The sequence below is a fragment of the Halobacteriovoraceae bacterium genome, assembly GCA_020635115.1.
Lineage (GTDB): Bacteria > Bdellovibrionota > Bacteriovoracia > Bacteriovoracales > Bacteriovoracaceae > JACKAK01.
Genome location: JACKAK010000011.1, coordinates 19,551 through 40,583, shown reverse-complemented (window position 1 = coordinate 40,583; position 21,033 = coordinate 19,551). Strand labels below are relative to the sequence as shown.

The following is a 21,033-nucleotide window of genomic DNA, read 5'->3' as shown; positions in this document are numbered from 1 at the left end:
GCATTTACCCCTGTTTAAAACTGAAAGATAAGCAATTAGAGTCGCCATCGTTCCATGAGTTGAGAATTAAGTTCTTTTAGCTCAACTTCGTCTAGAGTACGTTTATAAACAATAATCTCTGCGAGGTCACCCTGAAAAAATTGCGCTGCGCGCTCTTTGAAATTAAGTCCACTAATGACAATATGTAGCAATGGAGTTGCTTGATAAGAAAAAGCATCGCCAAAGGGCCTACCGTTACGCCAAACTCTCCCCTGTCCATTTTCATTTAATTCAAATGTCAGTAGGTGCTCACCTTCGGGTAGTGACTTTCCGGTGGATCGATTTTCTTTTTGATAAATTCCCAAATTTCCGTCATTGAGTTCACTGGCCAAGAAAAGGTCATTGATTCCCACTCCATCTTTGCTGTAAGGCCCTAAAATACGTGAATAATCTCCAATTTGAGAGTGGAGCTTGCAAACAATAAAAAAAGTAAAAGAGGAGTCAATATTTGTAATAATATCTTCTGAAATCAGCTGGCCCCTTCCCCGAAACTTTAAACTTGGAAGTCCGTTGAAGCTCTCAAAGGTTAATTCAGGTGGTTTTACATTATTTTTATCTATGAAGATTGCATGGTTTTTATTTGATGAAAGGTCTGGCCAATTATGTATCTTTTCACCTTCTGCTGCATCTAATTCTGCAGCACAATACCATATGCCCAACTCAGAATAATCTTGAGGTGATTTTTTTGGCATTTTAACTTTTAAGGTCACTTCATTTTTGTCTGTAATTCCTGATTGATCAATTTGCCTAACTAGAAATTCGTAGGATTCTCCAGGTGCGAGGTTTCGGATAAAATAAAAATCTGCATTTGCATTTGTGTTACCTACAAGATCAAGAATATTGTGTACTTTTTTAAAGATCAAATAAGATTGTGGGCCATCTACTTTTTTCCATTTTATTTTACAGACAGTATTTGAAATGGGATGGGCCTCAGAAATCCCCAAAAACTTTGATACATTGATGGCAGCTTGAGTGATATCTTCACCTTCCCATTCAATATCTCCAATGTCATCACTTAAATTTTCCTCAAGTTTTGCATTTTTAACATCTTCAAGATTTCCTTCAAGTAATGATTTTTTTAGTTTATCTAGATATGGATCCGTTTTTTGATTTTTTAAATTTGTATTTTGATTTGCAATTAATGGATTACCCTCACTTAGTATAAGTGCTTTAAATTTTGTTTCACTCAGTGCACTTTCACGATTAGATTTTAGATCTATAAAATCATTACTTTTTCTTTTTTCATTTTCTCTAATTGCTTCTTCTTTCTTTTCTTTATTTTTGATTTTTCTTTCAACTTTGATCCAGGATTCGGCGAGTTTACGTTGCAACGTTTGTAACGACCATGGTTTAACAATATAATTTGTGGCCCCAAGATCTATCACTTTCATAACTGTGTTGATTTCACTTTCAGCAGTTAACATGATAAATGGTATTTTTTCATATCTTGAATCTCCACGTACGTGTTCAAGAACTTTAAATCCATCAACATTTGGCATGGCCAGGTCACATATTATCATGTCAATTTCTTTTCCTTGAGAAAAGAGATCTTCCATAATTTTAAGGGCCACGTCACCATCTTCGGCCATAAGGATTTCACCATTAAAACCGATTTCCTTGAGATGAGTTCTGACGGCCATGCGAACGACGGCCTGATCGTCAATTATAATAAATCTCGCATCCTTGCTAATTTGCATCGATCCAACTCCTGTTTTTTTATTATCCTTTGAAAATCATCTACATACAAGAACTCTTAGAGATGAAATAATTCCGCTCATTTTACTCAAGTTATTTTTCGACTTGTCCGATATAATCAGTATGATTTTAAGAAAAATTAAATTGATTAGTTTTATTTATCTTTTTTCAATAGTTTGGCTCGTTTCTTGCCAGCTTGAACCTGTGGATGAAAGTGCGAGTGTCGATTTTTCAAATAGCACTTCAGATACATCTAAAGAACTAGATATGCTTGACAGCAAAATGGGTGATGATGATATGCAAGAGTTATCTAGTAATGAAAAGGAAGAAAAGGAATTTGAAGAAGATGATAAATCTGAAGAAACTGTAGCAGGAACAATGAACGAAGATGAAGAAATGCCAAGTGACGAAGATTATTTGGACGAAGAGAATGAAAGTGAAGAATTAAGTGAACTCATGGCCATTGCTGAAGATAAAAAGGTTGAAAAGATCAAAAAAATTGTTAAGAAGGAAGCACCTAGTAAAATTATCATCACTAACAATGCATTAATTAAAGCTGCCCAAATTGGAACACCTGAAACGATTAGATATCTCATTAGTACGGGTTTAGATATTAATTTTAAAAATGACCAGGGAGTTACGGCGTTACATTCTGCGGCGGTTAACAAACGATGGGAAAATGTGAAAGCGCTTATCAAATTGGGTGCGAGTAAAGAAATATCAGATTCAAAGGGACAAACAGCAAAGCAAGTCGCAGAACTTACGAAGCATAAACTCACAATAAGTGCTTTTGATACAGATCCAATCAGAAAAATTTCATCTGAAGAGGAATAAAAAAGGGAGACAAATTGTCCCCCTTTACAACTATAGATCAAAAAGTTGATTAGAACTTAAGAGTCATACCATAGATAACAGCATTTGCAGTATTTTTTGTAAATGCAGTATTTGAGCTAATTCCATCTTTTGTTTCAATTTTTGTGTTTCTATACATAACTCTGTGTGAGATGAACTTGTTTACATCAGATTTTAGACCCACAGAAAATTGAACTTGCTCTCCATCATTTTGAGAGTTTCCAACGCCTTCTTTTCCAAAGTCAGTTGAACCATAGTTTGCTAAAAGTCCTAGAGTTTCAGTGAACATATATTTTGCACCAATCATCATATTAGTGTATTCATAATCTTTCCCTGAAATTTTCCCTTTATCTTCAGTTCCATAAACGAATGAAACCATCCAATCTTTTTGAGAAAGACTTAAACCGGCGTTCCAAAAACTTTCAAGAGGAGATCCTTTAGTTGAATCCATTTCTTGTTTTGCAAAAGTTCCGAATAATCCAAAATCTATTGAACCTAATTGGTTTTTATAATTTAAGTCAAATTCGTACCACTTATCACCTTGTTGAACACCACCATTAGATTTCCAGTGTGTTACTGTAATAGTTGCACCAGCAATTTCTGGAGAGATAAAAGCGACTTGATCTTTGAACCCATTTCCTCTTGCTCCGTTAGCTGATTTAGATCCAGCAAGATCATCGTTATCAGGAGCAAATAATTGTGAACCTGTTGCCATCCAAGGATCAGCAGCGAGTATAGCTAGTGAACCTGGTGTCCAGAATTGACCTAATCTCACTGTCCCCCAAGAGTTCTTAACATCTACATGTCCTAGACGAATTCTAATTCTATCTGTCCCAGAATTTAAGTTAGAGTTAATCCCTAATTCAAACTTATAATGAACATTTCCAATTGATGTTTCATTATAGTCACCTTTAATACCAAGTCTTGATTCGAAACCGTCTACATCTGTTACACCAGAGTAAGTAGGAGCAGCTGCCTTCTTATCTTGTGAAATATACCTGATTTCCTTGTTAACTAAACCATACCACGTTGGCATACCATCACTAGCTTGAGCACCTAATGCTAAAACCGAACTTGCTAAAATAAAAAATTGTTTTTTCATGTCAAATCCTTTTCTTTATAAAGTTTTTATTTAAGATCTTCTTTCCAGATACCTGAACCTGCTATCCATTTAACTCCTTTTCCTTCGCATAGTTTAACAAATGAAGTTTTTGGTGTAGCTTTTTCTTTTCCGGGTTTTGCCCACATATAGTCAACCCATCCCCCATCTTTTTCGGCCTTAGCTTTTTTGTCAAATTCAACAAATAGCTTTACTCCGTTTTCATCAGCATGTTGATCTAGGCGTTTCCCATTCAATCGTCTTTTAATTGGATGAACAATCATGTTTAAAGTTGGTTTTGAAGCGTCCTGTACCCAAACATAGTTTTTCCCACAGTTTTCAAAAGTTAACTCTTCATTTTTTGCATCCATTCCTTTTGCTTTAATGGCCTCGCAAACCCGCTCAACTTGTTTTTTTGTAATTTCTTTACTGCATTCTCCGGCAAATGAACCCGATGAAATTAGTCCAGCAAGTCCTAAAATTATGATCTTCATCAATGAATCCCCTTTTTTTAAAAAAAATATAATTAAACATGCAAATAAATTAAACTAAAAAAATTTGTGTTCGAAAAGAAAATTATTGAGGAAAAAGTATGAATCTAAAAAAAACATTTGAAAAACTAGGTTTAAGTCACAAAATTGTTTCTATCTCAATATTAATTGTCATGATAGGAATCACTACTGTGTCAGCAATTTCATTTTATTTTTTTCGATCAACTCTTCAAGAAATCGTAACAAATCAGCTTGAATCAATCGGAGACACTACCGCAAACCGCGTAGAAGAATATGGTGACAAATCACTTCGTTTCATTGATCGTTTGGCACATGATAGACTCATAGAAGGCCTATTCCTATCGTTTGAGTCAAGCTTTTATGGGAGAGGGTTAAATCCAGGCGCCGATGAAGAGATATTTAGTAAAGATTACAAAAGTATCTATAGCGTATATTCTAAAAGACTAGACAGTATGCTTCAAGATTTTGGTTTTGAAGAAATTCACTTATCAACTCTTGATCGTCAGATTGTGCTTTCTGTTAGTGTGGATGGAAACTCAAAAATGCTAGGAAAAAACTTAGAAAATGGAATTTTAAAGGACTCAAAAGTTGCAAAATGTATTAATTCTGCTTTTAGTGATGAGAGTGACTCCCCACACTACAGTGGCTATGAGTATAACCCAATTTTTGATGAAGTTACGGCGTATCTTTGTCAAAAAGCATTTGCAGAGTTTAACCATCTCTCTGAAGGGATAAATATTGGCGATACAATGGGTGTTGTTGTTGCAAAATTAAAACTGAATCACATTAACTCTATTGTAAATAGAAGAATAGGTATGGGTGAAACAGGTCAGGCCTATTTGATAGGGCCAGACAAAATATTGCGTTCTGATTTTTATGTGCATAAGGATGAGTTTAATGTTTATAAATCTTTTAAAGAAAACATACCGGTTGATTCAGAAACAATAAGAAATGTTTTTAAAGTTGATTCTTTCTCTCAAATAGTGAAAGATCCTGCCGGTGAGAAAGTTGTAAGTTACTTTAAAAAAATTAATTTTCTTGGTCAAACATGGGGAGTTATTGTAGAAAAGCAAGCTTCTGAAGTATTCAATGCGGTTACAAAAATACTTCTTTTTTCATTTGTTTTCACAGCAATTATTATCGTTTTGTCATCTTTTGTTCTTTTTTATGTAATCCCAAGAATGGTTACGCCTGTTACAGATGCAATTAAAAGTCTTAAAAATGTTTCAGGAAAAGTGAATAATAATTCCTATGCTTTAAAGCAGAGTTCACAAATTTTAGATACAAGTTCAAATAAGGTATCGCAAAGTATTAATGAAACAATGACTGGACTTGATGAAGTTAAGGCCACTCTAGAGATGAATATGAACTATGTCACCAAGTCGATGGATAGATCTAAGTCAAGTGCTGAAGCGGCGATCAGAGGAAAAACCTATGTCGAGCAAACATCTTTGGCAATGGATGAAATAGAAACTTCAAATGATGACTTTGCTAGTGAAATTGATAAAGTCAATTCGCAATTAACTGACATCATACAGATTATTGGTGAAATTGGTGACAAGGCCAATGTGATTAATGATATTGTTTTTCAAACTAAGCTTTTGTCATTTAATGCATCCGTAGAAGCTGCGAGGGCCGGAGAGCATGGAAAAGGATTTGCAGTTGTTGCTGAAGAAGTTGGAAATCTAGCAGTTGCTTCAGGAAATGCGGCCAACGAAATTGCAAAAATTCTTAGTAATTCCATTCAAACAGTTGAAAATATAATTACGAATTCAAAGTCATCTATGCAAAATATGATTGATATAAATAGAGCTAAAATCCAAAAGGGCCAAAGTGCTACAAAAGAAAGTTTAGAGGTCTTAGAGGAAGTTATGAGCAATGCTCAAGAAGTTTATAATATGATCACAGAGATTCAAACTGCTTCAAATGAGCAATTTAAGGGTATAGATCATATATCAATACAGACTTCTGAGTTAATTGAGCTTGCAGCTGAATTCAAAGACTTAGCAAAAAATTCATCATCTGGATCTGATGAACTTTCAAATTCTTCGAGTGCTCTTACAAGCACGGTCTCAGAGTTAGAGGATCTCATTAATCAAAAAGAAGAAAAATCAGCGGCCTAATTATACATTTTGAAAACAAAGTGTTATAAATTCGCATGAAAAAGAAAATGAGAGATCTTCAAGATCATTTTTTTAAATACTTTGTCATATTTATGGCAACTTTGGCCCCACTTATTTCAATTGGAGTGGCCGTCTATTTTGCGACCTCTGAAATAGTTCCTTAATGGCAAATTCCATCATTTATATTAAATTGATAGACTCTCCAAACAATAGTTGAAAGTCCAATCAGAATCAATAGAAGTGAAGATAAGGTAGGCAGTTTTAATTTGATTGGATTAAAAATTTTTCTAAATAGAGTTGGAGCAAATACAAGACCAGGAAGAGTTCCGGCCCAAAAAGTAATCATTGAAATCATTCCAACTGTTGGGGCCTGAAACATGGCAATTGTAAGAACAACTCCATACAAAAGCCCACAAGGTAAAAGAATTGATAGGAAACCAATGATAAAAGAGTTTTGAGACTGGATTGACTTTGCAAAAGCAATTTTTTGAAATTTAGAAAAATTTCTTGAAAGAAATTGAGGTATGAGATGAGGAGTTTTAGATTTTAAGAAAGTTTTTACACCTAAGTAGATAAAGATAAGGCCAATAAACACAGTAGGAATGAGAGCAAGAATTGGTTTATCTCTTTGAACTGTAAAAATTGCTCCGAGATAACCTCCTAGAGCACCTAGTAAAGCATATCCTATAAACCTACCCGAGTGATATCCGACTAAGTTTTTTTTTGTGGTACCACATGAAACAACAAGTCCCCCGCACATTCCAATGCAATGTAAGCTGCCACCAAGGCCGGCCAAAAAACTGAACCAAGGCACAAGCCATATGGGCGCGTTTGCAAGATTAGTTAGTTGGTCCGACAAGTGTAACCTCGGCCTCTGTTATGAGTTTTGATTTCTGAATACTCTCCCCACTGAGTATTTCAACAGTGATCACTTTAGAACCAGATACAAGTATTTCTTGAGGGAAAAGGAAAAAAACAGGTACAGACTGTTTACCCTTTCCCTCATGTATATAGGGCTGTCTTGCTGTTTTGAGAATTATTTTATCTGTTCCAACACCATCTTTAACTTTAAAAAAGAGCTTATATTTTTGCTCACCTTGGTAATAGAGCCCAAGAGAGTAGAGATTTTGAATAAAGTCATGATGTTCATGACCAACTACACTAAATGGAGCTCCTTTTCCACGAAGAAACAGAGCGTCTAGTTCCATATTTTTGTTGTAAGAAATAATAAAACCAATAAACACAATCGTCAGAGCAGCGAGATAGATAATTGTTCTAACATGCAGTTTTTTCGCTTTGACTCCTTTTACAGAGTTTTCAGAAGCATATCGAATGAGTCCTCGAGGTCTTTTAACCTTATCCATGATTTCATCACAAGCATCAATACATTGAGTACATTGGATGCATTCTAATTGTGTTCCTCTACGTATATCGATGCCAGTAGGGCAAACTTGAACACACTTGTAACAGTTAATACAATCACCTTCGCTGGCCTCATCAGGAGCAACAGTTCTTCTTGGTTCTCCTCTTTTATCGTCATAGATGATGACCATTGAATCTTCATCCATCATGACACTTTGAAATCTACCGTATGGACAGGCGATGAGACAAAACTGTTCTCTGAACCAACCAAAGTCTATTAAAAAAATGAGAGAAATGACCATTGTAGTAATAAAAATAGTGAGATTATCAGCGGGAGATTTTAAAGAAATACCAAGTAGTCTGTGAGTTCCAACAAAATAACCAACAAAGGTGTGGCCTATGTGAAGAGAAACTAAAACAAAAAGAATCCACTTAATTATTCGTTTTCTGAATTTATCCAAACTCCATGGATCTTTATCTAGTTTTCTTCGAACTCTGGCCTTGCCTTCAACAATTTCTTCTATCTTCCGATAGATGGCATCAATAAAGACTGTCTGTGGACAACCCCATCCACACCACACTCTCCCATAGATAGAGGTTAAAAAACCAAAGCCTAGAGTGATTCCTAAAAAGAGAAAGATGAGTAAGGGAGCATCGTGCCCCATAAAGGTCACGCCAAATATATAAAACTCTCTTTTAGCAATGTCTAAAAGGAGTACTTGTTTTCCATTTATATAAATCCATGGAAGGATTAGGTAGAGGAAGATTAGTCCCCAATAAACGACATTTCTCCAATTTCTAAAATATCCAGTTACTTCTGACGGATGGAGAAAAATCCGATGTCCATGTTCATCAGTTGTGGCCAGTCGATTTTCGTGAAGGGCCCTTGGATCATCCTTATTATCACTCATTAAAAACCTCTTTAATTGAGTACGAGAAGATTATATCAAGAATAAAAACTGAAAAACTTGACCGCGATCAAAAAACAATCACGGCCAAGATATTGAAATAATTAATTACTCAACAAGCTCTCCTTGAGGTGCTTTCCCCTCAGGATGATTTGTATTTACCAGTGTCATGACATAAGAAATAACTTGGTAAATCTCTTTTTTCTCAATCATTTCACCCCATGCTGGCATACCGTTCTCTTCAGAGCCTTTTACGACAACAGGAAAGATGGTCTCAGGTGTTCCTTTTGCTAGAATCCAATATTTATCGGTTAGGTTTGGTCCAATGTCTCCCCTACCACCTTCTTTATGGCATTCTACACAATATTGGGTAAATACTTTTTTACCTTCTTCTACACCATTGTCAGCAATTGTTGCTGCAAATAGTTCAGGTTCAAAATTATCCAATTTAGCTGCATTTTCAGCTCTAACTTTTTCAACTTTTGCCCACTCATTTTTGAATTCATCTCTAAGAGTAGGTCCTCCCATTTCATAATATAGCCAATAGAGGACTGAAAAAATGATTGAAATGGCCCACGTCCACACCCACCACGATGGTAGAGGGTAATTAAACTCGTGAATACCATCATAATTGTGGTCGAGGAGCAAAGACTTCTCATTTTCGAAGACCTCGACTTTTTGGTTGTCATCACTCATTATTATTCTCCTGATTATTTAAATCTAATGGTAATTGTTCACTTTCTTTGTAATCGCTTTCATTACTTTTTCTCATTGTTTTAAAAACGACTCCAAGAAAAACGAGAGCAAACAAAATCATGGCAATGATTGGTAATACCGTATACCCTGCACTATTCAAAACTTCAGACTTCATTTACTCTCCCTTTTTTAAACTATTTGCTTGTATCAACACCTAATTTTTGTAAGTAAGCGATCAGAGCGACAATTTCCTTATTTTGAATGTTCATATCTGTTACTTTGTCGTTCATGAGTTTCTCAGCAATTTTTGCGGCCTGTTTCATTGCCAAATCAGCTGCATTTTCAATATCGCTTTCACTGTAAGGAACACCTAGAGCTGCCATTACTTTAAGCTTTGGTCTAAGAGAGCCGAAATCTGTTTTCTTCATTCTTAACCAAGGATAGGTTGGCATGATTGAACCTTTAGTAACAGCGCGAGGATCTTCCATGTGTTTAAAGTGCCAAGTATCATTATACTTTCCACCTACACGAGCTAAATCTGGTCCAATACGACGAGAACCCCACTGGAAAGGACGATCGTAGATTGAATCAGCTGCAGTTGAAATCTTTCCATATCTAAGTTGCTCTGAAACATCTGGTCGAATCTGTTGAGAGTGACAAACATAACAACCTTCTTTGATATAAATATCACGTCCAGCAAGTTCAAGCGGAGTATAAGGTTTTACGTTTGGATTTTTTTCTACATATGACTCACTTAATAGAGCAGGTAGAAGCTCAACAGATGTACCAACAACTATTGCAAGTAAAGAAAGAACTGTGAATAAGACGGGCATACCTTCAAGTCTTCTATGGGGAGTAGCACTTGCTTCTTCTTTATCAGATGCAAGAGGAGCTGCTTGGAAAGTTTCTTCTTCAGTTATCGGAGGAGCGGCCTTAATTGTTTTAATGACGTTATAAACCATCAAAATAAATCCAGTTAGGACAAGAACCCCACCACTTGCTCTAACCCAATACATAGGAACAATTCTTACAACAGTTTCAATGAACTTGTCATAAACAAGCATTCCTTGATCATCAACTGCTCTCCACATAAGACCTTGAGTAATCCCTGCTGCCCACATTGACATTATGTAAAGGAGAAGACCGAAAGTAGCTGTCCAGAAGTGAATATTTGCCAATCTTTCAGAGAAAATTTTTGTTTTCCACATTTTTGGAACGAGATAATAAACTATCCCGCAGATCATCATATAGTTCCAACCGATAGTTCCGCTGTGAACATGTCCAACAACCCAATCAGTAAAGTGAGCTAGGTAGTTAACTGACTTTATAGACATTAAAGGTCCTTCAAAAGTTGCCATACCATAGAAAGTTACTGCAGTTGCAAGAAACTTTAAAATAGGATCTTTTCTTAATTTATCCCATGCACCTCTTAGAGTGAGTAGACCATTAATCATCCCCCCCCAACTTGGCATCCAAAGAGAAACTGAGAAGATCATACCAAGAGTTTGTGCCCATTCTGGTAGAGAAGAGTAAAGCAGGTGGTGAGGACCGGCCCAGATATAGATAAAAACCAGTGACCAAAAGTGGATCACGGACAATCTATAAGAGTAAACAGGTCTATTTGCTGCTTTTGGTATGAAATAGTACATTAACCCTAAAAATGGTGTTGTCAAAAAGAAGGCAACAGCATTGTGTCCGTACCACCATTGTACAAGTGCATCTTGAACCCCAGCGTAAACTGGATAAGATTTCATGAGGGAAACTGGAAATTCTATTGAATTCACAATATGAAGAACTGCAACTGTTACAAAGGTTGCAAGATAAAACCAAATCGCAACATAGATATGTCTCTCTCTTCTTTTGATAAGAGTTCCAATCATGTTGATACCAAACATGACCCATACCACAGCAATTGCGATATCAAATGGCCACTCAAGTTCTGCATATTCTTTCCCGTGTGAAAAGCCTATGAGAATCGATACGCCACCTAGGGCAATAATTAGCTGCCATCCCCAGAATTGTAGCCACGCCAATGTGGAACTGAAAATCCTGGTTTTACACAGTCTTTGCATTGAATAAAAGACACCACAGAAAATCATATTTCCCGTGAATGCAAATATCGCAGCATTCGTGTGTAATGGTCTCAAACGGCCAAATGTTAACCATTCTAAACCAAAGTTAGCTTTCCATGTGGCCAGTTGAAAAGCAACTGTCACACCTGCGAGAAGTCCTGCAACCCCCCAAAAAATACTTGCAAAGAGATACCACCTTACAACCTTATCGTCGTAAGAGAAGGTTTCGAGCTTTACATTGTCAGCATTGTCTGAGCTCATTCTTCATCCTTTTTTAAGTTATCGTTAATATTATCATCATCTAATAGAATTCTGTGCGATGGAGTATCTAGGTCCTCATACTGTCCTGTTTTAGTGGCCCATATAAATGCTCCCACAAATAGGGCACCAAGCAGAAGTGCTATTGGAATAAGAAAATAAACTATATTCATCTCCCCCCCTTTGAATTTTGTCTCATTTTTTTCGTCCCATAAATAGTAGATAGAATCACGGTTAAAGAACTTAAAGGCATAAAAATGGCGGCCCAAAGTGGAGTGATGTGGCCAAGCAACGCACCAAGAACACCTATGACATTGTAGAGTAGTGACAAAATGAGGTTTCTTTTAACAACCTTAATTGTTTCATGAGCGATATTGATGAGATTTGAAATTGGCAATACTCCTGGACGAGAATTATAGACATCAGCTGCACGAAGACTAACTTCCACACTTCCATGCACTGCAATTCCAACCAAAGATTTTACTAATGCTATTGCATCATTTGCACCATCACCTACCATGATGGAAAAAGGATGTTCGCCTATAATCTTTGCTTTATCTTCTGGTTTTAAATCTGAAATATAATTTCCGGGGGGGATTCTTAAAGAATCTGCGATCGATGATACAATTTCACGTCGATCTCCAGAAATCATATATGGTGTTAGTCCTAAATCTCTCATCGTATCCATGGCCTTAAGTGAATCTACTCTAAGATTATCTTTTAGGAAGAATCTAGCTAGAATATTTTCACTTACCTGACATTTTAATTCAACAACGTTCTCTAATGATTCAAAATTGTCACTTGCCTTAATTAGTTTGTATTTGCCTCCATTACACTCACCTGTCACACCAACTCCAGGATATTCTTTATAATTATGTACAAAGATTTCTTTATTTAGTGTTCCATTCAATTTTGAAAGGCAAAAATCTTTAAGAGCTTTTGCGATTGGGTGAGATGATTTGGCCTCTAATGCGTAAGTGATCTCATAGAGATTCAAATCTTGAGGGGTTTGATCATCAACTTTTACAACTTGAAAAAGTCCATAGGTTAGAGTTCCTGTTTTATCGAGAAAAATTTCTTTTGCCCGATAAATTCTCTCTATGATGTCATCAGATTTGACAAAAATTCCAAGGTCTGCCGCTTTTTTTAATCCATAAGAGAGTGCTAGAGGTGTGGCCAAAGCTAAAGCACATGGACATGAAATAATGATAAGTCCTAGAGCTCTTTCTATACCAGTAGATAATTCTCCCCTTAAAGCGAAGTAGGTAAAAACTAAGAGTCCTAGAGTAAGAACAATATAGACAAAATACTTACCAATTTTATCGGTGATACGTACAATTTGTGACTTGTTTTGAGATTCACATTCAATCCTATGCAGAATTTGACCTAATCTTGTTTCACTTCCGATTGAATCAACTCTAATTTCCAGAGTTGAATCTAAATTTACAGTTCCAGAATAAACCAGATCACCCGGTTTGATTTCAACGGGTAAAGACTCTCCTGTTAAGAGAGAGAGATTAAGATTTGAATTTCCTTTAACGATAACCCCGTCGACAGGAATCTGAGAATTTGAAGTAACTCTAATAATATCTCCTCTTTTGAGATATTTTGGAAGAATTTCAACCTCTTCCCCATCTTCATTTATTTTTTTTACTGCATCAAATGAGAAGAACTTTTCAAGCTGATCTGCACCAATACCAGATTTTTGCATACGTCTCAGAATAAAACGAGCGCTAAGGAGTAGAAAAACAAGACTTGTAATTGAATCAAAGTACATATGTGTTCCTTGATTCAAAAGTTCAAAAGTACTGTATATAAAGGCAAGTAAAATAGCAAAAACCACAGGAACGTCAATGGAGAGAATCTTATTTTTGAGTGATCCATAGGCACTTTGATAAAAAGGAAGAGCACTATAGCTCATAACGGGAATAGTGATGAAAAAAGAAAGCCAAGAAAAAATATTGGCCATTTTACCTGAGACTCCCGCATAGATGGAAATTGCGAAAAGCATAATATTTCCAGCACAAGCAGCAGCAACGCCAATTTTAATCAGCATTGAACGCTCTTCTTTTTGAAATTGAGTCTCTCCATTTTCATCAATTTTAAGAATGTGTGGACGATAGCCAAATTGTTGAAGTTCAAATCCAATTTTAGATAGTGGAAAGTCTTCCTTGAAGGTTATGGTAGCGATGGCCTTACCTAAATCTAATCTAGAAAAAATGATTCCAGGAACAAACTGGGGTATTTTTTCAATAAGCCATAAGCAGGCCAGGCAATGTACTCCTTCTAGATAAAAACGTACGACTTTATGACCTTTATCGTTTTTTATAATATACTCTTTCTGAAAATCATCATCATCAAAATGAATAAATCTAGAGTTTAGCTCGCTTGCGGGAGTTGCATCGTGGACGGCCTCGCTTTTACTTTTAATATCGTAGTAGCGTTCTAGGCCTTTTTGATGAAGAATTTCAAAAACAGCGCGACACCCCGCACAACAAAAAACTTCCCGACCTTCACTTTCACCATTGATATAAAATGGCACAATGATAGTGCTATCACAATGCGAGCATATTCTACTCGTAGAAGTTGCTTGATCTGTTGGACATTTTTCAAACATCGAAATCGTGAACCTTAGTTAATTAACGTTGCGGTAGGATACCTAAAAATAATAAACTAAACATGACTCAGTGCTGGGCAAATACTGATTAACATCATGATTTTTTTTCTTGTCAAAGCAAACTTGTAAAAAAAAGAGTTATCATTTATTTTTTGGAACTTCTGGCCTAGAGCCAAAATAAATGCAAGTAAATAGAATACAAGTTCCCATGAATTCCAAAATAGAGGTAGGTTCATTAAAAATGAATACTCCAAGTGTTTTAGCAATAAGCGGCTGCAGCAGAATAATGAGTCCTGAAACCGAAAGAGGTACAAATTTAATGGCCTTGGTAATGAGGCCCCAACCAATTATTTGACAAATGAAAGCAAGCCCAATCAAAGGTTGCCAATTGTCTTGAAATGAGCGCGGATAATTTTTATCAAAAAAAGATAGTCCGTATATCCAAAATGCTGTTGATATTGAAACGAAAGTTATGATTTGAATTGGTTTAGGTTCAAATCTTGTCACGTAAGCTTGCTTAATTGAAGTTGTGTAAAGTGAATAACAAAGACCTGTTGCAAGACCAAAAAAAGTGCCCCATAAAAAATTATCTCTACTGAAAAATTCCATTTGTCCATTTATGATGAGTATCGTTCCAAAAAAAGCAAAAATAAAAATCAGAATTTTTTTTAAAGATAGAGACTCTTTATGAAGAAAGTAGCCAATAATAAGAAGATAGAAGACTTGAGTATTTCCTAAAATTGTAGACATTCCTGGCCCAAGTAAGTGGACAGATCTATGCCAAACAAAAAGATCTGCAGCAAAAAAAATCCCTGATAAAGTTGTTATCAAATAAAATCTTCTATCTTTTGGAAATGGTTTTTTTAAAATGAGTTGGTAAGCAAGAAGGGCAAGTCCAGCAATTCCACATCTATAAAATCCAATCAAACTTGGAGATAAATGGCACATCTTTACGAATATGGGGGCCAAACCTATGCAACAAGTACCTATCACAAGATAGATTATATTTAAGTTTGGCATAATAATCCTTCACAAGCTTGAAATTGATAATTAGCTATTGAAGTTTTTCTTTGGGCCTCGGCGGTGGTTATCATTTCTTCTTTGATTGCCCTCTGGACGAGTTGGGGTATTTCTTTGTTGAGAAGATTCTTGAGGTCTATTACCCTTTTTATGTTTCAACTCTGAAGGTGCCTGCAATTTGCCACCAATCATTCTATATGTTTCTCCATATTCACGTCTAAATCTTCCAGTCTTTGAAAACTCAGATTGCGCAGTCACTCTAAATTTATCTAATATTTCCAATTTATCAGCGCAAGCAGCGCAAATCCATTTAGCAAATGTTGTTGGATTTTTATGATTATATTTCTCTACATCGGGAAAAATAGATTCACATTGTTCACAAAAATTCCTCTCGGCCTGATGTCTTTCAGAAGCTTTACGAGGACCTTTTTTTTCTTCTCTAACATTAGAATTTACACTAGGTTTAAAGCCTGCTTTCATCAGCTGGTCTTTCAAGCTCATACTATTATCTCCAAAAATTTTTGCCATATTATATTACTCTAGAAAGTCTTTCTACGCGCAGATGGTCAAAACAAAAAACATAAAGATTTTAAATATATGAAGACACTTTTTATGTCATATGTCATTGTAGAGTAATGTATGATAGGTCTTTGAATATTTTCACTGAATTTTGGCCCCAAGTATTTACGGTATTGAGTTTTTTCCTCATTATATTTGAAACTGCACTTGTTTTTCATGTCCTCATGAACAAAAGAGACTATCGAGGTCAGATTGCTTGGATTTCTATCATCATTTTTTCTCCCATTTTCGGGGCCCTGGCCTACATTGTTTTTGGAATTAATCGCATAAAAAGCACAGGTCTTAGACTTGTCTCGGATATGACTGAACCTGAAAAAATTGAAGAACTGATTCAATCTAATAAAATAATAGAATCTTCTTGTCCTCAGCAATTTTCACAGCATTTAACTCTAGGTAATAATTCTCATCACTTTTCGTTTTGCCATGGCAATAAGATCGAAACATTTCACGAGGGAAAAGTTGCCTATGAGTCGATGATAGAAGAAATAGATATGGCCAATCATAATATTTATTTGTGTACCTATATCTTTGATTATGATGAGCTTGGCGAGAGATTTGTAAATTCACTAGCTAAGGCCAAAGAACGTGGAGTAGAAGTAAAGGTTTTAGTAGATGGAGCTGGTACAAAGTACTCTTCTCCTTCAATTATTAAAGTTCTTAAAAAAAACAAAATACCCTTTGCTATTTTTCTGCCGGTTAGACACCCTTTTAATGTTAGATATATGAACTTGAGAAACCACCGAAAGATTATGGTTATTGATGGACATCATGCTTTCACAGGGGGGATGAATATCAGAAGAGGACATCTTGACAAGATTGATGATCTTCATTTCAAATTGCAAGGCCCTGTTGTTCAACAAATCTATGAAATTTTTGTTAAAGATTGGAATTTTAGTGTTCAGAAAAAAAGACGACTCGTTAAGAAAAAACTAAATCTCCACTCAAGTGGTGAAATTTTGTGTCGATCTATAATTGACGGGCCTAGTGAGTACATCGATAAATTACCTCTTACATTGGAGTCGATTATAAGGTGTGCAAAATATGAAATATGGCTACAAACTCCTTATTTTGTACCGGAAAGAGATTTAGTAACATCGCTTAAGGTTGCTGCTTTAAGTGGAGTTAAAATTAATATTCTATTACCTCGACATAATAATTTTTCATTTATGACTTGGGCCACTGAAACAATCATTCCAGAACTGATAGATGCCGGTTGTAATATTTATTATGTTGGAGATAAATTTGAACACAGTAAATTAATGGTTGTCGATGGATGTTGGAGCCTAATCGGGTCTACAAATTGGGATGTAAGAAGCTTAAGACTTAATTTTGAATTTAACATAGAATGTCTCAATCAAAATTTTGCATTAGAACTCACTTCAATTCTAGAAAACAAATTAAAAACTTCAACTCAATTGTCTTCTGAGGTTTTTCAAAACAGGCCAACTTTTTACAAGCTTAGAAGCAATTTGTGTCGATTATTTACGCCCTATCTCTAGTTAATCTATGAAATTTTCCTTAATTAAATCACTTACAACTAATCCGATTTGTCGATTTATTGAATTTTGATGTGAAAGCATTTTTCGTGAAAGTGCATGGTCGTATTCTTGTATTTCTCCTCTCATTGACATCAGGTTGTACGCCTCAAAAAACTCATACATAGGATTTAACCTTAGTGAAAATACGATCTGAGAAACTGTATGTTGAAGAGAAATTTTAAGTTTACTTTGTTCTGGATAAGATAAGTTTTTATACTCTTCTTTGCTTGGCCATGTTTTTATCAATTGCCCAAGTTTAAGAACATAGTTTAAAACGATTTCGTCGTGTTCAATCATCTCAGATAATTTTTCTTCAATTAAAACTCTACTCGGAACTTCTGGCCAAGTTTTAGGTTCAAAAATATTTGCAAATTGCATTTCACATGAACTCATGACTTCTGATGACATAATTAAAATACATAACACGACAATTTTCTTAAACATATTGATCCTTATTTTCAAACTAGATGTACCTAGCACAAGACAGATCAAAAAATAAACTGATAAATAAATTATCAGTAAATATTTATATTTTAAGTGTAATTTTGAGAGGTAAATGATCAGAGAGCTCTCTCCAGGCCTTATTGTCGAGTACTTCGGCCTGCAAAACCTCTAAATTTTGAACATAGACCCTATCTAATGCGAGTAAAGGAAATAAATTATTGAAAGTTTTGGCATATTTACCGTGAATGCTTTTATAGGCCTCTGTAAGTCCATATCCTTCGGTCAAATGGTCACATGCTTTTTGTTTCCAGTCGTTAAAATCACCTGCAACAATTATGAGATCATCTTTGGTTGTTCTTTTTGAAATTTCATCAATAATGATCGCATATTGCTTGACTCTATCCTTCTCCATAAGATTCAAATGTGCACAAAAACAGTGGAGATCTTTTCCAACATCAGCTAGTTCGAATTTTGCATAGAGAAGTCCACGTTGCTCAAGCTTGTTGAGAGTCATGTCAATTTTTTCACTAAAAACGATTGGAAATTTTCCTAAAATCACATTTCCGTGGTGACCATTTTGGTAAATTGCATTTTTAGAATAGCGATAATGTTCCCACATACTGTCAGCAAGTTCCTCAAACTGTGAAGCAACATCGAACTTTTGAGCATGTTTTAAATTTTCTCCATGAACTTCTTGTAAAAATACAAATTCAGTTCCTTCGGATTCAAGAGCATCTTTAATTTTTTGGAAGGTAAACTTACGTCCTCGCCAATCCATTCCCTTATGAATATTAAAAGTAATGAGGGAGAACTCGATCATATAGTCTCTTCGTCACCGACACGAGTTTTGGGAAATAGTACACTGTGGGCCAAGACATTGGCCTTATGACCAACATGTACATCTCCAAAAATTGAAGATTTAAGCCCTACTGTAGCACCTTTTTTGATGACAACAGGAGCGAGCACCAAGTAACCTTTTTGTCCGTAATGCCCAATGATTGTCGCCGATCCACCGATTGTGACATTGTCTTCAATCGTTATAAGGCAAGGGTCAGAAATATTTGTCGTATTTATATGAACACCTTTACCAATTTTCATACCCATCATTTTATAGAAAAAAGTTGCAAAGGGAGTTGGGGTTATAAATTCAAGAAAAGTATATCTTACAAGATAAGTAAGTGCGTTGTGAAAAAGCCAAGGAATTGTTTCAATTGATTGCCAAGGGCCTCTCCATGGTTTTACTTTAAATGGAAATAGAAAATTTACGATTGGAACAACAACAATTAGTGTAAGTCCATAAACATAAAATCCAATTCCAATTGAAAAAGCGGTTAAAAAATAGTGGAAAATTTTCCAATAATCTTTTGTCCCGTGATAGACAAAATCGATAAGACCTACAACTGGAGTAATGGCGACTCCTAAGCAGAACATTAGAGCAATGCCTATAGGTATAAGGAGGAGAGCAAAACTAAGCATCCTGAACTTACGAATCAGTCCTTCTAAATAACCCATCACGCCTTTTTTGTCAGAATCTTCCCTAAATACGTCAATTTTTTTCTTTTTCATACTATTGATTCATACTGTGTTCAGAATTGTTATTAATATTTTGATTGTTCACAAATTCAACCAAAATATCAGGCCTTCTTTGTTCAAGAAGTTGTTTCATCCCTTGAAACACCTGTATCACAGAGTCATAAACTTTTTCATGGCCTGGACCTTGATATTCTACATCTTCAGATAAAATTTTGTTAATCTGTTTGTTCAGTTTTTTTGCAAGTTTATTTAGTTCTACAAAGTCGCGTTTAGAATGATTATCAGTTTGAGAATCAATCTCAATGGCCTGAGTTAGACCCATTTGTTTTACATTTTTAATGAGATCTTTAATCTCACTCACTGGCCTATCGACTACAACTGGAAGAATTTTTTCTTGATCATCTCTGTCAAGTTTAATGAGTTCATTTGCTTGAGCGGTTGAAATCAGCCCCTCTTTTCTGAGTTTTACAACGGTTGGAGCAGATTTTTCAGCTCGTTTGATGGCCATAGAAATACTATTTTCAGATAGGCCTGTTTTTTTTGCTGTTTGTGTCTCGAATTTTAAAGGTAAGGCCTCAACTTGCTCAGTAGTTAATTCTCTTGGCCGATTTTCTTCAACGGAATCGGGATATAGTGATTCATAAAGTTCTTTAGCTCTTAGCAACTGTATTTCTAAGTCGGTATTTTTAAGTTCTAATCTAATAAGATTTTCATCTATTGATATAAGTTCTTCAATGAGTTCACCCTTATCCACTCTGACAATTGGAACTTTGTTAAAACCTAATTTCTTAAGAGCACTTAATCTCCTCCCTCCGCTAAGAAGTTTGTTATCTTTATTAACGATTAAGGGATGGATAAGGCCTACTTGTGAAATTGACTCACATAACTTATCAATGTCTGTATCAAAACGTAGATACCTATTCTCTAGGATTAGTTGATCGATAGAGATTTCTTCCATGTATCATCCTTTTTAAGATCTAAAATTATTTCTTTTTAAATTCTAGGATGATTCTATCCTTTTCAATACGTTTCTTAAAGCCTGATTCTTTAACGCCTTCAGGCAAAGGAATCATTCGTTGGAAAGAGCTGCGAGAAATTGACTTAAAAGTTTGATCACCATGGTTTTGCGAATTAGTTATTTCTTGTTCTCCACGAACATAGATAACCCCATTTTCAACATCTACACTCGTGCTACCACTTTCAATTCCTGTGATGTTGATAGTTAATTCGATAGAATCCCCTAAATCTTTTTGTGAGACAGAGGATTCGGCGTGTCCAATTCCACTTCGTTCTTGCAGAAGACGGTCAAAGTCTCCGAAGTCTCTTTCCATTTCCTCTCTCAGTTGTTTGAAAATGCCATCAAAAGAATCAGGGCCTAAACGGTCAAAATTTCGCATTCCAGGATCTTGAGAGGTTCCAGGTTTCTTTCTTTCCTGGGCCTGTTTATATTTTTTGATGAGTTCGTGATAATCCCCTTGAAGGTCCTGCGCATCATTAAATTTCCCAGTATCTCCTAAATTTACAGACTTATCTTCTCCGGATATTTTTTTAAAATCTTCTTTGCTTTCTTCCTTTAACTTTAAGGCCTTTTCTTGAGGAAGAATTGAATTTGAATAAAAAATAAATATAAATAATAAAGCTCTCATGAGCGCATTATAGCAAAAAAAATGAATTTTTTTAAGGGCC

20 protein-coding genes are annotated in these 21,033 nt (G+C 35.4%); 3 read left to right on the top strand and 17 right to left on the bottom strand.

Going from position 1 to position 21,033, the window contains the following annotated elements:
* Positions 1-35: 35 nt before the first annotated feature.
* The gene (locus H6622_16100; GenBank protein MCB9063046.1) at positions 36-1,736 is read right to left on the bottom strand and encodes a response regulator; all 1,701 of its coding nucleotides are present in this window, start codon (positions 1,734-1,736) and stop codon (positions 36-38) included.
* 121 nt (positions 1,737-1,857) lie between these two features.
* On the opposite strand from H6622_16100, the gene H6622_16095 reads away from it, so the two are divergent.
* Positions 1,858-2,568 carry an ankyrin repeat domain-containing protein gene (locus tag H6622_16095; GenBank protein MCB9063045.1) on the top strand — a complete coding sequence of 237 codons (711 nt, stop codon included), beginning with the start codon at positions 1,858-1,860 and terminating at the stop codon, positions 2,566-2,568.
* 49 nt (positions 2,569-2,617) lie between these two features.
* Here the strand turns inward: H6622_16095 and H6622_16090 are convergent, their stop codons facing one another.
* Positions 2,618-3,688 (bottom strand): hypothetical protein, encoded by a 1,071-nt coding sequence (locus tag H6622_16090; GenBank protein MCB9063044.1) that lies wholly within the window; start codon positions 3,686-3,688, stop codon positions 2,618-2,620.
* Positions 3,689-3,714: 26 nt separating this feature from the next.
* Positions 3,715-4,179, bottom strand: a complete 465-nt coding sequence (locus H6622_16085; GenBank protein ID MCB9063043.1) for a cache domain-containing protein — start codon at positions 4,177-4,179, stop codon at positions 3,715-3,717.
* A 98-nt stretch (positions 4,180-4,277) separates the two neighbouring features.
* Here H6622_16085 and H6622_16080 point away from each other — a divergent pair, with 98 nt between their 5' ends.
* Positions 4,278-6,320: a methyl-accepting chemotaxis protein gene (locus H6622_16080; GenBank protein ID MCB9063042.1), complete on the top strand. Its 2,043-nt coding sequence runs from the start codon at positions 4,278-4,280 to the stop codon at positions 6,318-6,320.
* A 160-nt stretch (positions 6,321-6,480) separates the two neighbouring features.
* On the opposite strand, the gene H6622_16075 is transcribed toward H6622_16080, so the two are convergent.
* From H6622_16075 to H6622_16035, 9 genes are all read right to left on the bottom strand, one after another.
* Complete coding sequence (locus H6622_16075) at positions 6,481-7,179, bottom strand: sulfite exporter TauE/SafE family protein (GenBank protein MCB9063041.1); 699 nt, start codon at positions 7,177-7,179, stop codon at positions 6,481-6,483.
* Positions 7,160-8,593: a cytochrome c oxidase accessory protein CcoG gene (ccoG, locus tag H6622_16070; GenBank protein ID MCB9063040.1), complete on the bottom strand. Its 1,434-nt coding sequence runs from the start codon at positions 8,591-8,593 to the stop codon at positions 7,160-7,162. Before ccoG ends, H6622_16075 begins: the two co-directional genes overlap by 20 nt.
* Positions 8,594-8,698: 105 nt before the next feature.
* Positions 8,699-9,286 (bottom strand): c-type cytochrome, encoded by a 588-nt coding sequence (locus H6622_16065; protein ID MCB9063039.1) that lies wholly within the window; start codon positions 9,284-9,286, stop codon positions 8,699-8,701.
* Positions 9,279-9,461, bottom strand: a complete 183-nt coding sequence (locus H6622_16060) for a cbb3-type cytochrome c oxidase subunit 3 (protein ID MCB9063038.1) — start codon at positions 9,459-9,461, stop codon at positions 9,279-9,281. The genes H6622_16065 and H6622_16060 overlap by 8 nt, the downstream gene beginning before the upstream one ends.
* 19 nt (positions 9,462-9,480) lie before the next feature.
* The gene (gene ccoN, locus H6622_16055; protein ID MCB9063037.1) at positions 9,481-11,619 is read right to left on the bottom strand and encodes a cytochrome-c oxidase, cbb3-type subunit I; all 2,139 of its coding nucleotides are present in this window, start codon (positions 11,617-11,619) and stop codon (positions 9,481-9,483) included.
* Positions 11,616-11,789, bottom strand: a complete 174-nt coding sequence (ccoS, locus tag H6622_16050) for a cbb3-type cytochrome oxidase assembly protein CcoS (GenBank protein ID MCB9063036.1) — start codon at positions 11,787-11,789, stop codon at positions 11,616-11,618. Before ccoS ends, ccoN begins: the two co-directional genes overlap by 4 nt.
* Positions 11,786-14,233, bottom strand: coding sequence for a heavy metal translocating P-type ATPase (locus tag H6622_16045; GenBank protein ID MCB9063035.1), 2,448 nt, complete (start codon positions 14,231-14,233; stop codon positions 11,786-11,788). Before H6622_16045 ends, ccoS begins: the two co-directional genes overlap by 4 nt.
* 141 nt (positions 14,234-14,374) lie before the next feature.
* Positions 14,375-15,253 (bottom strand): DMT family transporter, encoded by an 879-nt coding sequence (locus tag H6622_16040; protein ID MCB9063034.1) that lies wholly within the window; start codon positions 15,251-15,253, stop codon positions 14,375-14,377.
* 30 nt (positions 15,254-15,283) lie between these two features.
* Entirely contained in the window at positions 15,284-15,781 is a 498-nt protein-coding gene (locus tag H6622_16035; GenBank protein MCB9063033.1) for a hypothetical protein, read from the bottom strand.
* A 164-nt stretch (positions 15,782-15,945) separates the two neighbouring features.
* On the opposite strand from H6622_16035, the gene cls reads away from it, so the two are divergent.
* Positions 15,946-17,331, top strand: a complete 1,386-nt coding sequence (gene cls, locus H6622_16030) for a cardiolipin synthase (GenBank protein MCB9063032.1) — start codon at positions 15,946-15,948, stop codon at positions 17,329-17,331.
* Here cls and H6622_16025 read toward each other — a convergent pair whose 3' ends face one another.
* The 5 genes from H6622_16025 to H6622_16005 all read right to left on the bottom strand — a co-directional run bounded on the left by H6622_16025 (position 17,332) and on the right by H6622_16005 (position 20,993).
* Positions 17,332-17,814 carry a hypothetical protein gene (locus H6622_16025; GenBank protein ID MCB9063031.1) on the bottom strand — a complete coding sequence of 161 codons (483 nt, stop codon included), beginning with the start codon at positions 17,812-17,814 and terminating at the stop codon, positions 17,332-17,334.
* Positions 17,815-17,896: 82 nt separating this feature from the next.
* The gene (locus H6622_16020; protein ID MCB9063030.1) at positions 17,897-18,634 is read right to left on the bottom strand and encodes an endonuclease/exonuclease/phosphatase family protein; all 738 of its coding nucleotides are present in this window, start codon (positions 18,632-18,634) and stop codon (positions 17,897-17,899) included.
* A complete protein-coding gene (locus tag H6622_16015) occupies positions 18,631-19,380 on the bottom strand; it encodes a hypothetical protein (GenBank protein MCB9063029.1) in 750 nt (249 codons plus the stop codon). Before H6622_16015 ends, H6622_16020 begins: the two co-directional genes overlap by 4 nt.
* A 1-nt stretch (position 19,381) precedes the next feature.
* The gene (locus H6622_16010; GenBank protein ID MCB9063028.1) at positions 19,382-20,305 is read right to left on the bottom strand and encodes a ParB N-terminal domain-containing protein; all 924 of its coding nucleotides are present in this window, start codon (positions 20,303-20,305) and stop codon (positions 19,382-19,384) included.
* A gap of 25 nt (positions 20,306-20,330) precedes the next feature.
* On the bottom strand, positions 20,331-20,993 hold the full coding sequence (locus tag H6622_16005) for an Hsp20/alpha crystallin family protein (GenBank protein MCB9063027.1): 663 nt from the start codon (positions 20,991-20,993) through the stop codon (positions 20,331-20,333).
* Between the last annotated feature and the right edge of the window lie 40 nt (positions 20,994-21,033).

Coding starts and splice junctions, on each gene's coding strand:
- H6622_16100 (MCB9063046.1), bottom strand. CDS start 1,736: ATGCAAATTAGCAAGGATGCGAGATTTATTATAATTGACGATCAGGCC.
- H6622_16095 (MCB9063045.1), top strand. CDS start 1,858: ATGATTTTAAGAAAAATTAAATTGATTAGTTTTATTTATCTTTTTTCA.
- H6622_16090 (MCB9063044.1), bottom strand. CDS start 3,688: ATGAAAAAACAATTTTTTATTTTAGCAAGTTCGGTTTTAGCATTAGGT.
- H6622_16085 (MCB9063043.1), bottom strand. CDS start 4,179: ATGAAGATCATAATTTTAGGACTTGCTGGACTAATTTCATCGGGTTCA.
- H6622_16080 (MCB9063042.1), top strand. CDS start 4,278: ATGAATCTAAAAAAAACATTTGAAAAACTAGGTTTAAGTCACAAAATT.
- ccoG (MCB9063040.1), bottom strand. CDS start 8,593: ATGAGTGATAATAAGGATGATCCAAGGGCCCTTCACGAAAATCGACTG.
- H6622_16065 (MCB9063039.1), bottom strand. CDS start 9,286: ATGAGTGATGACAACCAAAAAGTCGAGGTCTTCGAAAATGAGAAGTCT.
- H6622_16060 (MCB9063038.1), bottom strand. CDS start 9,461: ATGAAGTCTGAAGTTTTGAATAGTGCAGGGTATACGGTATTACCAATC.
- ccoN (MCB9063037.1), bottom strand. CDS start 11,619: ATGAGCTCAGACAATGCTGACAATGTAAAGCTCGAAACCTTCTCTTAC.
- ccoS (MCB9063036.1), bottom strand. CDS start 11,789: ATGAATATAGTTTATTTTCTTATTCCAATAGCACTTCTGCTTGGTGCC.
- H6622_16045 (MCB9063035.1), bottom strand. CDS start 14,233: ATGTTTGAAAAATGTCCAACAGATCAAGCAACTTCTACGAGTAGAATA.
- H6622_16040 (MCB9063034.1), bottom strand. CDS start 15,253: ATGCCAAACTTAAATATAATCTATCTTGTGATAGGTACTTGTTGCATA.
- H6622_16035 (MCB9063033.1), bottom strand. CDS start 15,781: ATGGCAAAAATTTTTGGAGATAATAGTATGAGCTTGAAAGACCAGCTG.
- H6622_16025 (MCB9063031.1), bottom strand. CDS start 17,814: ATGTTTAAGAAAATTGTCGTGTTATGTATTTTAATTATGTCATCAGAA.
- H6622_16020 (MCB9063030.1), bottom strand. CDS start 18,634: ATGATCGAGTTCTCCCTCATTACTTTTAATATTCATAAGGGAATGGAT.
- H6622_16015 (MCB9063029.1), bottom strand. CDS start 19,380: ATGAAAAAGAAAAAAATTGACGTATTTAGGGAAGATTCTGACAAAAAA.
- H6622_16010 (MCB9063028.1), bottom strand. CDS start 20,305: ATGGAAGAAATCTCTATCGATCAACTAATCCTAGAGAATAGGTATCTA.
- H6622_16005 (MCB9063027.1), bottom strand. CDS start 20,993: ATGAGAGCTTTATTATTTATATTTATTTTTTATTCAAATTCAATTCTT.